This window comes from Cumulibacter manganitolerans (assembly GCF_009602465.1).
Classification (GTDB): Bacteria; Actinomycetota; Actinomycetes; order Mycobacteriales; family Antricoccaceae; genus Cumulibacter; species Cumulibacter manganitolerans.
The window spans coordinates 1-13,559 of sequence record NZ_WBKP01000005.1 but is presented as its reverse complement, the minus strand read 5'-3'; the positions used below and the strand labels follow the sequence as shown (position 1 = coordinate 13,559).

Below are 13,559 nucleotides of genomic sequence, written 5' to 3'. Positions count from 1 at the left end.
GCGCCGACCGGCCGCCCCGTAGGATGATCGGCGGCCGAATCTGCATTCCAGGGAGCATCGAAAATGTCAGTCGAGCGCACGCTCATCCTCATCAAGCCCGACGGTGTCAGCAAGAAGATCGTCGGCGAGGTGATCCGCCGCATCGAGCGCAAGGGCCTCGACCTCGTGGCGATGGAGCTGCGCACCCTCGACCACGACACCGCGGCGCAGCACTATGCGGAGCACGAGGGCAAGCCGTTCTACGACGACCTGATGCAGTTCATCACCTCCGGCCCGCTGGTCGCGATCGTCGCCGAGGGCCAGAACGCGATCGCGGCGTTCCGGCAGCTCGCCGGTGCCACGGACCCAATCCAGGCCACCACGGGCAGCATCCGGGCCGACTTCGCCACCGTGATGAACCGCAACATCGTGCACGGCAGCGACTCGCCCGAGAACGGTGTGCGTGAGGCGAAGATCTTCTTCCCCGACCTGTGAGCGCGCCCCCGCCGCTCATCCACGCTGAGAACCTGGCCAAGTCGTTCGGTGACTTCGCCGCCGTCAAAGGCATCTCGTTCGACGTGGCGCAAGGAGAGTCCTTCGGCTTCCTCGGCCCCAACGGCGCCGGCAAGTCCTCCACCATGCGCATGGTCGCGTCCGTGTCGCCGGCCACGCACGGCGTCCTGCGGATCCTCGGCATGGACCCCGTCGAGCACGGCCCGCAGATTCGCGCCCGGATCGGGGTGTGCCCGCAGCAGGACACCCTCGACACCGAGCTGAGCGTCTGGGAGAACCTCTACATCTACGGTCGGTACTTCGGCCTGAAGAAGCGCGAGCTGGCACCGCGCATCGACGAGCTCCTCGACTTCGCGCAGCTCGCCGAGAAGCGCGACGCGAAGGTCGACTCCCTGTCCGGCGGCATGAAGCGCCGCCTGACCATCGCGCGGTCGCTGATCAACGACCCGGAGATCCTGCTGCTCGACGAGCCGACGACCGGACTCGACCCGCAGGCCCGGCACGTGCTGTGGGACCGGCTCTACCGGCTCAAGCAGCAGGGCGTCACGCTGGTGCTCACCACCCACTACCTGGACGAGGCCGAGCAGCTGTGCGACCGCCTCGTCGTCATGGACCACGGCGAGATCGTCGCGGAAGGCTCGCCGGCCGCCCTCATCCGCCAGTACGCCACCCGGGAGGTGGCCGAGGTGCGGTTCGGCTCCGACGAGAACGCGCACGTCGCCGAGCGGATCGGCGACCTGGCCGGCCGGGTCGAGGTGCTGCCCGACCGCGTCCTGCTGTACGTGGACGACGGCGAGGCGGCCCTGGAGGAGATCGCCAATCGTGGGCTGCATCCGCGATCCAGCCTCGTGCGGCGATCGAGCCTCGAGGACGTCTTCCTGCGCCTCACCGGCCGGACGCTGGTCGACTGATGGCGGGCAAGCTGCGCTTCGACGAACCGGTCGACCGCACGGCCGGTGGCCTGCGCGCCTTCCTCGTGCACGAGCTCTACGGCTACCGGCGGTACTGGAAGGGCACCGTCGTCGTGTCGACGGTGACCCCGTTGCTCTACCTGCTCTCGCTGGGCCTCGGGCTCGGCAGCCTCGTCGACTCCCGGGGCGGCGCCGCGCAGCTCGGCACGTCGTACCTCAGCTACATCGCCCCGGCCCTGCTGGCCGCCACCGGCATGCAGATCGCCGCCACCGAGTCGACCTTCCCGGTGATGGCGGGCTTCCAGTGGGAGAAGGCGTACTTCGCGATGCACGCGACGCCGCTGACCCCACGGCAGATCCTGCGCGGCTCGATGACGTGGGTCGCGATCCGGGTCGCGACGGCCGCCGTCGTCTTCTACCTCGTCGTCGCCGCCTTCGGGGCGGCCCGGACCTGGCAGTCGGTGCTGTCCATCCCGCTGGCCACGCTCGGTTCGGTCGCGTTCGCCGCGCCGATCTTCCTCGTCGCGGCGGCCGCCCAGAAGGACGGCGTCTTCAACTACATCTTCCGGTTCGTCGTCACCCCGATGATGCTGTTCGCCGGCACGTTCTACGACATCTCCGCCCTCCCGCGCATCGGGCAGGTGATCGCCTGGGTGACGCCGCTGTGGCACACCAACGAGCTGGTCCGCGCCGTGTCGCTCGGACCGCTCGACCTGCCCACCGGCATCGGCCGGCTGTCCCCGGCGATGTGGGCGCTGCACCTCGGCTATCTCGCGGTCTGGCTCGTCGTCGGCTATCTCCTCGCCGCGCGGATGTTCCGCAAGCGGCTGGTCACGTGACGACGGCCACCGCCGCCGGGCCCCGGCACCGCACGCTGCTGGCCCGGGTGCTGCCGGCCGGCCTGTACGCGGGGCGTCCGCTGGTGCTCATGGAGCGCTCGCTGCGCGTGACGAAGTCCTCGTGGATCATCGTGCTGTCGGGGTTCTTCGAGCCGCTGTTCTACCTGCTCTCGTTCGGGATCGGCATCGGCGGCCTGGTCGGTGACGTCACCGGTCCCGGCGGCCGGCCGATCGCGTACGCCGCGTTCATCGCGCCGGCCCTCCTGGCGACGTCCGCCATGAACGGCGCGATCTACGACTCCACGAACAACGTGTTCTTCAAGCTCAAGCACCTGAAGCTCTACGACTCGATGCTCGCCACGCCGCTCGGCCCGCTGGACGTGGCGCTGGGCGAGATGGGGTGGGCGCTGAGCCGCGGCGGGCTGTACGCCGCGAGCTTCACGATCGTCATGCTCGTCATGGGCCTGCTCACCAGCTGGTGGGCGGCGCTGCTGATGCCTGCGTGCGTGCTGATCGCTTTCGGCTTCGCCGCCGTCGGCATGGGCATCACGACCTTCATGAAGTCGTGGCAGGACCTCGATCTGGTGAACCTGGCGATCATGCCGATGTTCCTGTTCTCCGGCACCTTCTTCAGCCTCGACGTGTACCCGGAGCCGGTGCAGTGGCTGGTGCGGGCCTTGCCGCTGCACCACGGCGTCGAGCTGCTGCGCGGCCTGGCCGTGGGCTTCGTCGACCTCTCGATGGCCGGCCACGTGGCGTACTTCGTCGTCATGTCGCTGATCGGGATCTGGGTGACGGTGCGCCGGCTCGACCGGCTGCTGATGCGGTAGCGACCCGGGGGCGCCGTTCGTGCCGCGGGCGCGCCCGTCTTCCGCGCGGAGCGCCGAGCGGTTACGTTCGCCACGTGACCACTGACGAGACGGCCCTCGCGGCGCACCCGCCGGCGTCGAAGAAGAAGATCCTGTCGTGGGCCCTGTGGGACTGGGGCACGCAGCCGTACCACACGGTCATCACCACGTTCGTGTTCAGCGTCTACATCACCAGCGACAGCTTCGGCAGCGAGAACACGACGTCTACATCGCTGGCGGTCGCCACCGCCGTCGCGGGGGTGCTCATCGCGCTGCTCGCGCCGGTGCTCGGGCAGAACGCCGACCGCAAGGGCCGCAACATCAGCACGCTGCGCAACCTCACGTGGCTGCTGTCGCTGATCTCGGCAGCCCTGTTCTTCGTCAAGCCGCACCCGGGCTACCTCTGGGTCGGGCTGGGGCTGCTCGCGCTCGGGTCGGTCGTCGCGCAGGTCGCCGAGGTGAACTACAACTCCGCGATGGACGACATCGCCACAGAGCAGAACGTCGGCAAGATCAGCGGCTTCGGCTGGGGCATGGGCTACCTCGGGGGGATCATCGTGCTGCTGCTGATCTACTTCCTGTTCATCTCGCCGGACGTCGGACTGTTCGGGGTGACCGGCGACGAGGGTCTCGACATCCGGGTCTCGATGGTGGTGTGCGGGCTGTGGACCCTGCTGTTCACCATCCCGACGTTCGTCAGCCTCAAGGACAAGCGCAAGACGACCATCGCCGACCGGGTCGGCATCGTGGAGTCCTACCGGCTGCTGGGCCGCTCGATCGCGCGGATCTGGCGCTCGAGCCCGCACACCATCTACTTCCTGCTGGCCTCCGCGCTGTTTCGCGACGGGCTCGCCGGGGTGTTCACCTTCGGCGCGGTGATCGCCGCGCGCACGTACGGCTTCGGCGACGGAGAGGTGATCATCTTCGGTGCCGTGGCCAACATCGTCGCCGGCCTCGCCACGATCGCGTTCGGCGTGCTCGACGACCGCATCGGGCCCAAGCGGGTCATCCTCATCTCGTTGGGCTCGCTCGTCGTGCTCGGCACGCTCATCTTCTTCCTGCACGACTCGGGGAAGGCGGCGTTCTGGGTCTGCGGAATGCTGATGACGATCTTCGTCGGACCGGCGCAGTCGGCATCGCGCACCTTCCTCGCGCGGATCATCCCGGAGGGCAAGGCCGGCGAGATCTTCGGGCTCTACGCGACGACGGGCCGGGCGATCTCCTTCTTCGCACCCACGATGTTCGGTCTGTCCGTCGCGTTCGGCGCCGCCGTCACCGACCGGGCCAACACCCAGTACTGGGGGATCCTCGGCGTCGTGCTGGTCCTGCTCGCCGGCTTCCTCGTGATGCTGCCGGTCCGCGAGCGGCAGCAGATCACCGACCTCGCGCCCGGCTCGATCAGGTGAACGCCGACTCCCCGGTCAGGTCCCGCGCGACGAGCAGCGCCTGGATCGTCTCGGTGCCCTCGTAGGTGTGGATCGCCTCGATGTCGAGCATGTGCCGGATGACGTGGTACTCCAGCAGGACGCCGTTGCCGCCCATCATGTCCCGCGCGGTCGAGATGATCTGCCGGGCCTTCGTGGTGTTGTGCATCTTGGCCAGCGACGCCATCGTCTCCTCCAGCTCGTCGTCCTCCGCGAGCTGGCCCAGCCGACGGCAGTAGAGCTGCATGGCGGTCAGGTCGGCGAGCAGGTTCGCGAGCTTGTGCTGGATCACCTGGAACTCGGCCAGCTTGTGGCCGAACTGCTCGCGTTCCTCGATGTACGCGTGCACGACCTCGAACGCCGCGAGCGCGTGCCCGAGGGCGCTCCACGCGACGCCGCCGCGCGTCTTGGCCAGCACCGCCGCGGTGTCCTTGAACGACCCGGCCGAGGGCAGCCGATCGGCCTCTCGCACGCGGACGTCGCGGAGCGTGATCTCGGCCTGCCAGATCGCCCGCATCACGCCCTTGCCGGTCATCGCCTCGGCGGTGTACCCGTCGAGGGTGGTGTCGACGAGGAATCCCTTCACCTCGTCGTCGGCCTCGTCACGCGCCCAGATGATCGTCACGTCGGAGATCGACCCGTTGCCGATCCACTTCTTCGCGCCGTTGAGCACCCACTCGTCACCGTCGCGGCGCGCCGAGGTGGACAACGACACCGAGTCCGAGCCGTGCTCGGGCTCGGTGAGCCCGAACGCACCGATCTTCTCCACGGTGGCCAGCCGCGGCAGCCAGTGGCTCTTCTGCTCCTCCGAGCCCAGCATCGCGATGGTCCGCATGACGAGCCCCGACTGCACCCCGTTGAAGGTGGCTACGCTGCCGTCTCCGCGATTGAGCTCCATGGCCACGAGACCGTCGGCGACGGGGGAGAGGCCGGGAGCGCCGTACCCGGCGACCGTGCCACCGAGGATGCCCAGCTCGCCCATCCGGCGGAACAGCTCCCACGGGAGCTCGGCCTTCTCCCAGTAGTCGTTGATCACCGGCAGCACCTCGTCGTCGACGAAGCGGCGGGTGCGCTCCCACACGGCGCGGTCGTCGTCCGTCAGGTCGTCGAACAACCGCAGATAGTCGGTGCCTCGCGAACGTCCGATGCCGTGGCTCATGATGTGCGACCTCCGCTGTCGTGCCGACCGTTGCGCTGACCCTACGACGCCAGACCCCTTCGTGGGGCTAAGCACTTGCCGTGACAGACTCCAGAGTGGTCATTCGTCAGGACTACTCAACAACGGAGAATCACATGCCTTTTGACTTCACCGACAAGGTGGCGTTCGTAACCGGTGCTGCCCAGGGCATCGGCAAGGAGATCGCGATCACGCTGGCCAAGGGCGGCGCCGCCGTCGCCGCGGTCGATCTCAAGGAGGACTCGCTCGCCGGCACCGTCGAGGCCATCAACCTCGCCGGCGGCAAGGCGATCGCCGTGGGCTGTGACGTGTCGAAGATGGACCAGGTCGAGGCCGCGGTCAAGAAGACCGTCGACGAGCTCGGCGGCGTGGACATCCTCGTCAACAACGCCGGCATCATCCGCGACAACCTGCTGTTCAAGATGACCGAGGACGACTGGGACATGGTCATGGCCGTGCACCTGCGCGGCGCGTTCAACACGTGCAAGGTCGCCACCAAGTACATGACGGAGAAGAAGTACGGCAAGATCGTCAACCTCTCCAGCCGCTCCGCGCTGGGCAACCGCGGCCAGGCGAACTACTCGGCCGCCAAGGCCGGCATCATCGGCTTCACCTCGACCCTCGCGCTCGAGCTCGGCAAGTTCAACATCAACGTCAACGCCGTCGCCCCCGGCTACATCGAGACCCCGATGACCGACTCGACCGCGGCGCGCGTCGGTGTCGACAAGGAGGACTTCAAGAAGGCCGCCGCGTCGAACACGCCGCTGGGCCGCGTCGGCCAGCCGGTCGACATCGCCAACGTCGTCGCCTTCTTCGCCTCCGACGAGGCCGGCTTCGTCACCGGCCAGACCCTGCACGTCAACGGCGGCCGCTGAGGTCACCGCTGCATGAGCAGCGCCGTGGAATCGATCGCCACCACGTCACGGGCCACCGCCCGCAACGTGGTGGCGATCGCATCGGCGGCCATGTTCATCGGCGGCCTCAACATGTCGATTGTGAACATCGCCCTGCCGGCGATCTCGGCCGACATCCACGCGACGGCCGCGCAGTCCAGCTGGATCCTGCTGGCGAATCTGCTCGCCAGCAACGCGCTGATGGTGGTGTTCGGCAAGCTCGCCGACCTGACCTCGCGCCGGGTGCTGTTCATCGGCGGAATCGTCGTGTTCGCGCTGGGCTCCGTGCTCAGCGCCGTCGCCACCGAGGGGTGGGTGCTGATCGCCGGCCGCGCCATCAGCGGGATCGGCGCAGCGATGATGTTCGCGACCACGAGCGCGCTGATCGCGCTGGCGGTGCCGCGGGCCCGCATCGGGCAGGCGATGGGCATCTACTTCGCGTGCAACTCCGCCGCGCAGCTGCTGGGGCCGGTGATCGGCGGGATCGTCGTCGACACGATCGGGTGGCCGTGGCTGTTCTGGATGAACCTGCCCATCTGCCTGGTGCTGCTCGTGGCGTCGTACGTGACGCTCGGCCGCGAGGCCAACCACAATGCGCGCAGCTTCGACGTCAGCGGCGGCCTGCTGTTCGTCGCCCTGGTCACCACCCTGGTCGCGATGCTGACCTCGATCAGCTCGCGCGGTCTCGACCCGCTGGTGATCGGCGCCTCCCTGGGGTGCTTCGCCGTGCTGGTGCCGCTGTTCGTCTGGCGCGAGTCCCGCGCCGGCGACCCGATGGTCGAGCTCTCCGTGCTGCGGGACCGGCTGTTCGTCGGGACCACCTTCACCACCTTCCTGAGCCACATCGCGCGCTTCGGGATCCTGATCCTGCTCGCGCTGGTCTACCAGTCCGCCTACGGGCTCTCCGCCACCCGCACCAGCCTGCTGGTGCTGCCGATCGCCGTCGGCTCGCTGATCGCCGCGCCGATCGCCGGATCCCTGGAGATCCGGCGGGGGAGCGCCTGGGTCAGTCTCGCCGGCACTGTCGTCGTGCTCGTCAGCGTGCTGCTGTGCGCCGTGATGATCTGGCGTCCGAGCTGGTACTGGATCGTCGGGCTCGGTGGCGCGGGCGCCGGCGCGGGTGGCGGGATGGTGCTGACCGCGAACTCCTCAGCGGTCACGAAGGCGACACCGGTCGAGAAGCTCGGCGTCGTCGGGTCCCTGCGAGTCATGGTGCAGGGCACCGGCATCATCGCCGGCACGGCTCTGGCGCTCGCGAGCGTCTCGCTGCTGCTGCCTCCCGAGGGCAAGAGCGCGGTGTACGCCGCGCACGACGCGCTGCTGCCCGAGGCGTTCCGTGACGGCCTGCTCGACGGGCTGCCGATCGCGTTCGGGGTGATCGGTGTCGCCGCGCTCGGGTCGGTCGTGCTGTCCCGGATCGCGTACCGCGGGTACGAACGCCTGTAGTGCTGCTCACACGGCGCCGGGGGCTAGTCTCGACGGGTGTCCAAAGTATTGACGAGCATCCCTGTTGGAGAACGTGTCGGCATCGCCTTCTCGGGCGGCCTCGACACCTCGGTCGCCGTCGCCTGGATGCGCGAGAAGGGTGCCATCCCGTGCACCTACACCGCGAACCTCGGGCAGTACGACGAGCCGGAGATCGACGAGGTACCGGGCCGTGCCGCGCAGTACGGCGCCGAGCTCGCGCGGCTGGTCGACTGCCGCGAGCAGCTCGTCGAGGAGGGGTTCGTCGCCATCACCTGCGGCGCCTTCCACATCCGATCGGGTGGTCGCACTTACTTCAACACCACCCCGCTGGGCCGCGCCGTCACTGGAACCCTGCTGGTGCGCGCGATGCACGAGGACGGCGTCAACATCTGGGGTGACGGGTCGACCTTCAAGGGCAACGACATCGAACGCTTCTACCGGTACGGCCTGCTGGCGAACCCGCTCCTGCGGGTCTACAAGCCGTGGCTGGATGCCGACTTCGTCCGCGAGCTCGGCGGACGCACCGAGATGTCGCAGTGGCTCACCGCCCGCGACCTGCCGTACCGCGACTCGGTCGAGAAGGCGTACTCCACCGACGCGAACATCTGGGGCGCGACGCACGAGGCCAAGAAGCTCGAGCACCTCGACCAGTCGATCGAGATCGTGCACCCCATCATGGGTGTGGCGCACTGGGACGCCGGCGTCGAGATCGAGACCGAGGACGTCACGGTAACCTTCGCCGAGGGGCGGCCGGTGGCGATCAACGGGACCGAGTTCGCCTCGCCCGTCGACCTGGTCATGGAGGCCAACGCGATCGGCGGCCGTCACGGGCTCGGGATGAGCGACCAGATCGAGAACCGGATCATCGAGGCCAAGAGCCGCGGGATCTACGAGGCGCCGGGCATGGCGCTGCTGTTCGCCGCGTACGAGCGGCTCGTGAACGCCATCCACAACGAGGACACGATCGAGACCTATCACGAGCAGGGCCGCCGCCTGGGCCGGCTGCTGTACGAGGGTCGCTGGCTCGACCCGCAGTCGCTGATGCTGCGCGAGGGGCTGCAGCGGTGGGTCGGCTCGGCGGTGACCGGCTCGGTCACCCTGCGGCTGCGCCGCGGCGAGGACTACGCGATCCTCGACACCCAGGGCGAGCACTTCAGCTACCACCCGGACAAGCTCTCGATGGAGCGCGTGGAGAACGCCGCCTTCGGTCCCACCGACCGCATCGGCCAGCTCACGATGCGCAACCTCGACATCGCCGACTCGCGCTCGAAGCTCGAGTTCTACGCGGCCAAGGGCCAGCTCGGCAGCGAGACGAACCTGGTCGGCGAGCTCGAGCACGGCGGGTCCGAGTCGATCCGGGAGCGCGGCGAGCGGCTCACCGAGGACGACGAACTGCTGGACCGCGCCGCGATGGAGGCGGGCACCGACTAAGTGGGGCGCCGGCCGGAAGGCCGGTGGGTCACCGAAGCGGGCTTTGCCGGCGAAGGCGGGGAAACTTCCCCGACTTCGCCGACGAAGCCCGCTTTTCGTTTCGGCGGGGTCGCGTCAGCCGGCGGTCTGCGCGCGGCCGCGCGCCTGGATCCCCGCGCGGCGCTCGGCGACCTTCTCCGGCGCGAACTGCTCGCGCTTCCAGGTCGCCGCGTTGTCGGCCTCGTTCTGCCAGGCCGCCTCCTCGGCGGTGTTCTGCTGATACGTGCGCAGGATCTGGCGGACACCGGCCTGGTCGTTGTCGACGATCGACGCCGCCAGCCCGTACGTGACCGGAAGCAGGTCGGCGTGCGGCACCACCCGGTTGACCAGGCCCCACTCGTACGCCGTCGCCGCGTCGAGGAATCGGCCGGTCAGGCTGAGCTCGCGGGCGCGGCGGACGCCGACCGCCTGCGGCAGCAGCACGGTCAGCCCCCAGCCCGGCTGGACGCCGACGCGCGCGTGCGTGTCGGCGAACCGGGCGTTCTCGCTCGCGATGAGGAAGTCGCAGTTCAACGCCAGCTCGAAGCCGCCGGTCACGGCGACGCCGTTGACCGCCCCGATCAGCGGCTTGGTGAGCCCGGCGAACGGGCGGTGGATCGCGACCTCCGACTCGGTGTCGATCAGCACGCCCTCGCCGACCTCCTTGAGGTCGAGCCCGGCGGTGAAGGCCGGGTCGGTCCCGGTCAGCACGAGCACGTCCACCGCGTCGTCGTCCTCGGCCTGCTGGATCACCTCGGGCAGCATCCGCAGCAGCTCGCGGCTCAGCGCGTTGCGCGCCTCGGGCCGGTTCAAGGTGATGGTCGCGATGCGATCGCGCACGTCTAGCAGTACCGGTTGCTGGCTCATGGATGGGGCCTCCTGTCGCTCCTGCGACCGAGGCTACTTCGGCCATGGCGCGCGGACGCATCGGGTGCGGCGAAACCGCGGTTACCCTAGAGAGGTTATGACCTCACACTCTGTCTTCTCCGAACTCGAGCCGCTGCTGGGCCAGGTGCAGAAGCCCATCCAGTACGTCGGCGGCGAGCTCAACTCCACCGTCAAGGAGTGGGATTCCGTCGACGTGCACTGGGCGTTGATGTACCCCGACGCCTACGAGGTGGGGGTGCCCAACCAGGGCCTGATGATCCTGTACGAGGTGCTCAACGAGCGGGCGGACACCCTCGCCGAGCGCAGCTACGCCGTGTGGCCGGATCTCGCCGCGCTGATGCGCGAGCACGACCTGCCGCAGTTCACCGTCGACGGCCACCACCCGGTGCGCGACTTCGACGTCCTCGGCGTGTCGTTCGCGACCGAGCTCGGCTACACCAACCTGCTCGAGGCGCTGAGCCTCGCCCAGATCCCGCTCGACGCGCGCGAGCGCACCGCCGAGCACCCGATCGTGCTGGCCGGGGGGCACGCCGCCTTCAATCCCGAGCCCATCGCCGACTTCATCGACGCCGCGGCGCTCGGCGACGGCGAGCAGGTCGTCGGCGACATCACCGACGTCGTCAAGGCCTGGAAGGCCGAGGGCGGGCGCGACCGCGGCGAGCTGCTGTTCCGGCTCGCGCAGATCCCAGGCGTCTACGTGCCGAGCCTGTACGAGGTGAGCTACGGGGACGACGCGAAGATCGCGTCGGTCACCCCCGCCCGCGCCGGCGTCCCGGCCGTCGTCCCCAAGCGCACGACGATGAACCTCGACGAGTGGCCGTACCCGAAGAAGCCGCTGGTGCCGCTGGCCGAATCGGTGCACGAGCGCATGTCGGTGGAGATCTTCCGCGGCTGCACCCGCGGGTGCCGGTTCTGCCAGGCCGGCATGATCACCCGCCCGGTGCGCGAGCGCTCGATCACCGGCATCGGCGAGATGGTCGAGAACGGGCTGAAGGCGACCGGCTTCCACGAGGTGGGCCTGCTGAGCCTCTCCAGCGCCGACCACTCCGAGATCGCCGACATCACCAAGGGCCTCGCCGACCGGTACGAGGAGTCGAAGACGTCGCTGTCGCTGCCGTCGACCCGCGTCGACGCCTTCAACATCGACCTGGCCAACGAGCTGTCGCGCAACGGCCGCCGGTCCGGGCTGACCTTCGCTCCCGAGGGCGGCAGCGAGCGCATCCGCAAGGTCATCAACAAGATGGTCAGCAAGGAAGACCTGATCCGCACCGTCACCACGGCGTACGCCAACGGCTGGCGCCAGGTGAAGCTGTACTTCATGTGCGGCCTGCCGACCGAGACCGACGAGGACGTGCTGGAGATCGCCGAGATGGCCAAGGAGGTCATCCGCGCCGGCCGCGAGGCGTCGGGCAAGAAGGACATCCGGTGCACCGTGTCGATCGGCGGCTTCGTGCCGAAGGCGCACACGCCGTTCCAGTGGGCGTCGCAGGCCAGCGCGCAGACCATCGACGACCGGCTGGCGAAGCTGAAGGCGGCGATCACCAGCGACCGCAACCTCGGGCGCTCCATCGGGTTCCGCTACCACGACGGCAAGCCCAGCGAGGTGGAGGGCCTGCTCTCGCGCGGTGACCGCCGCGTCGGCGCGGTGATCCGCAAGGTGTGGGAGTCCGGCGGCAAGTTCGACGGGTGGAGCGAGCACTTCTCGCACCAGCGATGGGTGGACGCCGCGGCCGCGGCCCTGCCGCAGTACGGCGTCGACCTCGCGTGGTTCACGACCCGCGAGCGTGACGAGGACGAGATCCTGCCCTGGGACCACCTGGACTCCGGGCTCGACAAGCAGTGGCTGTGGGACGACTGGCTGGACGCGCTCGACGAGACCGAGCTCGACGACTGCCGGTGGATCCCGTGCTACGACTGCGGGGTGTGCCCCGGTATGGGCACCGACATCCAGATCGGTCCGACCGGGCGCAAGCTGCTGCCGCTGACGCCGGTGAACACCGGGGCGCCGGGGAGTGCCGGGTGAGCGCACCGCGCAAGCGCAAGCAGCGCACACCCGAGGGACCGCCCCCGCCGCCGGTCGTCCAGCGGCTGTGGATCCGCTACACGAAGGTGGGCCGGCTGCGGTTCATGTCGCACCGCGACTACACGCGCGTGTTCGAGCGCGCCGTGCGACGCGCGCAGCTGCCGGTCGGGTTCTCGGCCGGCTTCACCCCGCACCCGAAGATCTCCTGGGTCGGTGCCGCGCCCACCGGTGTGGCCAGCGAGGCCGAGTACCTCGAGCTCGGCCTGTCGGCCGAGGTCGCGCCCGACGACGTGCGTCGCAGGCTCGACGAGTCGCTGCCGCCGGACCTGGACATCCTCGAGGTGGTGCCCGCGCGCGGCAAGTCGCTCGCCGACCGGGTGAGCGCCTCGCAGTGGCGCTTCACCTTCCCCGGGCTCGACCCGCAGGTCCTGGCGGAGGCGGTGCGCGCGATCAGCGACGCCGGGTCGGTGATCGTCGAGCGGCTCACCCAGACCGGGCGCAAGCAGGTGGACGTCGGTGCGGCGTGGGCGACCGCTGACGTCGTGGCCGGCGACGGGTGTGCCATACTGACGGCAATCGTTCGACAGGCGATTCCCGTCGTACGACCAGATGACGTGTATGCCGCACTGCGTGACGTCGCAGGACTTGTGCCACCGCAGCCGCCCTCGGCGCTCAGGCTGGCTCAAGGAGCACTCGACGACACCGGACGGCTGCTGGACCCACTCGGGGTCGACAGCGCCGCCATCGCCCCGTCGCCGGCGAGCTAGCGACGGTCGTCCCACCGGACGACCGCACCAGCGCCGCCGCGGCGCCCAACCAGACTTTCGCGGTCTGACCTGGACGGCCAGAGGTCCAGACCGCATGACATGCCCACGCATGCCGCTCTTCTGGCTCTCCAGCCAGCGGGCCACGCACGCGCGGGCCGCGAAGGAGCCTCGCAGCGTATGAGCGAGAACGAAGCCCCGGCCGGCGTCCCCACCGACGCCCAGACCACCGATGCACCGGCAGGTAGCACCGCACCGCCACAGCAGGGCACCGCGACGCCGCAGGACGGCGCGTCCGCGCACCAGGCCGAGGCCCCCGCGCAGGCGGCCACCGAGGAGCAGCCGGCGGCACCGCCCAAGCGCACCCGGCGCCGCAGCACGGCC

General features: G+C 69.4%; 13 protein-coding genes. 11 read left to right on the top strand and 2 right to left on the bottom strand.

What is annotated here, in order from left to right; all coding sequences use genetic code 11:
• Positions 1–63 precede the first annotated feature (63 nt).
• The 5 genes from ndk to F8A92_RS02810 all read left to right on the top strand — a co-directional run bounded on the left by ndk (position 64) and on the right by F8A92_RS02810 (position 4,496).
• Positions 64–474 carry a nucleoside-diphosphate kinase gene (gene ndk, locus F8A92_RS02830; protein ID WP_153503152.1) on the top strand — a complete coding sequence of 137 codons (411 nt, stop codon included), beginning with the start codon at positions 64–66 and terminating at the stop codon, positions 472–474.
• Positions 471–1,403 carry an ABC transporter ATP-binding protein gene (locus F8A92_RS02825; RefSeq protein ID WP_153503150.1) on the top strand — a complete coding sequence of 311 codons (933 nt, stop codon included), beginning with the start codon at positions 471–473 and terminating at the stop codon, positions 1,401–1,403. The genes ndk and F8A92_RS02825 overlap by 4 nt, the downstream gene beginning before the upstream one ends.
• Positions 1,403–2,242: an ABC transporter permease gene (locus tag F8A92_RS02820; RefSeq protein ID WP_153503148.1), complete on the top strand. Its 840-nt coding sequence runs from the start codon at positions 1,403–1,405 to the stop codon at positions 2,240–2,242. The genes F8A92_RS02825 and F8A92_RS02820 overlap by 1 nt, the downstream gene beginning before the upstream one ends.
• Complete coding sequence (locus F8A92_RS02815) at positions 2,239–3,072, top strand: ABC transporter permease (RefSeq protein ID WP_228389146.1); 834 nt, start codon at positions 2,239–2,241, stop codon at positions 3,070–3,072. Before F8A92_RS02820 ends, F8A92_RS02815 begins: the two co-directional genes overlap by 4 nt.
• Before the next feature lie 74 nt (positions 3,073–3,146).
• Positions 3,147–4,496 (top strand): MFS transporter, encoded by a 1,350-nt coding sequence (locus F8A92_RS02810; RefSeq protein ID WP_153503146.1) that lies wholly within the window; start codon positions 3,147–3,149, stop codon positions 4,494–4,496.
• On the opposite strand, the gene F8A92_RS02805 is transcribed toward F8A92_RS02810, so the two are convergent.
• Positions 4,489–5,673, bottom strand: coding sequence for an acyl-CoA dehydrogenase family protein (locus F8A92_RS02805; protein WP_153503145.1), 1,185 nt, complete (start codon positions 5,671–5,673; stop codon positions 4,489–4,491). The genes F8A92_RS02810 and F8A92_RS02805 overlap by 8 nt on opposite strands.
• A 134-nt stretch (positions 5,674–5,807) precedes the next feature.
• Here F8A92_RS02805 and fabG point away from each other — a divergent pair, with 134 nt between their 5' ends.
• The 3 genes from fabG to argG are packed head-to-tail and all read left to right on the top strand — an operon-like array spanning position 5,808 to position 9,482.
• Positions 5,808–6,566, top strand: a complete 759-nt coding sequence (fabG, locus tag F8A92_RS02800; protein ID WP_153503143.1) for a 3-oxoacyl-ACP reductase FabG — start codon at positions 5,808–5,810, stop codon at positions 6,564–6,566.
• Between the two features lie 12 nt (positions 6,567–6,578).
• On the top strand, positions 6,579–8,030 hold the full coding sequence (locus tag F8A92_RS02795) for an MFS transporter (RefSeq protein WP_153503141.1): 1,452 nt from the start codon (positions 6,579–6,581) through the stop codon (positions 8,028–8,030).
• Between the two features lie 36 nt (positions 8,031–8,066).
• Positions 8,067–9,482, top strand: a complete 1,416-nt coding sequence (gene argG / locus F8A92_RS02790; protein ID WP_153503139.1) for an argininosuccinate synthase — start codon at positions 8,067–8,069, stop codon at positions 9,480–9,482.
• 114 nt (positions 9,483–9,596) lie between these two features.
• On the opposite strand, the gene F8A92_RS02785 is transcribed toward argG, so the two are convergent.
• Complete coding sequence (locus tag F8A92_RS02785; protein WP_153503137.1) at positions 9,597–10,367, bottom strand: enoyl-CoA hydratase; 771 nt, start codon at positions 10,365–10,367, stop codon at positions 9,597–9,599.
• 97 nt (positions 10,368–10,464) lie between these two features.
• On the opposite strand from F8A92_RS02785, the gene F8A92_RS02780 reads away from it, so the two are divergent.
• From F8A92_RS02780 to F8A92_RS02770, 3 genes are all read left to right on the top strand, one after another.
• Complete coding sequence (locus F8A92_RS02780; RefSeq protein ID WP_153503135.1) at positions 10,465–12,411, top strand: TIGR03960 family B12-binding radical SAM protein; 1,947 nt, start codon at positions 10,465–10,467, stop codon at positions 12,409–12,411.
• A complete protein-coding gene (locus F8A92_RS02775; protein WP_228389145.1) occupies positions 12,408–13,178 on the top strand; it encodes a TIGR03936 family radical SAM-associated protein in 771 nt (256 codons plus the stop codon). The genes F8A92_RS02780 and F8A92_RS02775 overlap by 4 nt, the downstream gene beginning before the upstream one ends.
• 177 nt (positions 13,179–13,355) lie before the next feature.
• On the top strand, positions 13,356–13,559 hold a 204-nt coding region (locus F8A92_RS02770), incomplete at its 3' end, for a hypothetical protein (RefSeq protein WP_228389144.1).

Coding starts and splice junctions, on each gene's coding strand:
- F8A92_RS02780 (WP_153503135.1), top strand. CDS start 10,465: ATGACCTCACACTCTGTCTTCTCCGAACTCGAGCCGCTGCTGGGCCAG.
- fabG (WP_153503143.1), top strand. CDS start 5,808: ATGCCTTTTGACTTCACCGACAAGGTGGCGTTCGTAACCGGTGCTGCC.
- F8A92_RS02805 (WP_153503145.1), bottom strand. CDS start 5,673: ATGAGCCACGGCATCGGACGTTCGCGAGGCACCGACTATCTGCGGTTG.
- F8A92_RS02795 (WP_153503141.1), top strand. CDS start 6,579: ATGAGCAGCGCCGTGGAATCGATCGCCACCACGTCACGGGCCACCGCC.
- F8A92_RS02820 (WP_153503148.1), top strand. CDS start 1,403: ATGGCGGGCAAGCTGCGCTTCGACGAACCGGTCGACCGCACGGCCGGT.
- F8A92_RS02785 (WP_153503137.1), bottom strand. CDS start 10,367: ATGAGCCAGCAACCGGTACTGCTAGACGTGCGCGATCGCATCGCGACC.
- ndk (WP_153503152.1), top strand. CDS start 64: ATGTCAGTCGAGCGCACGCTCATCCTCATCAAGCCCGACGGTGTCAGC.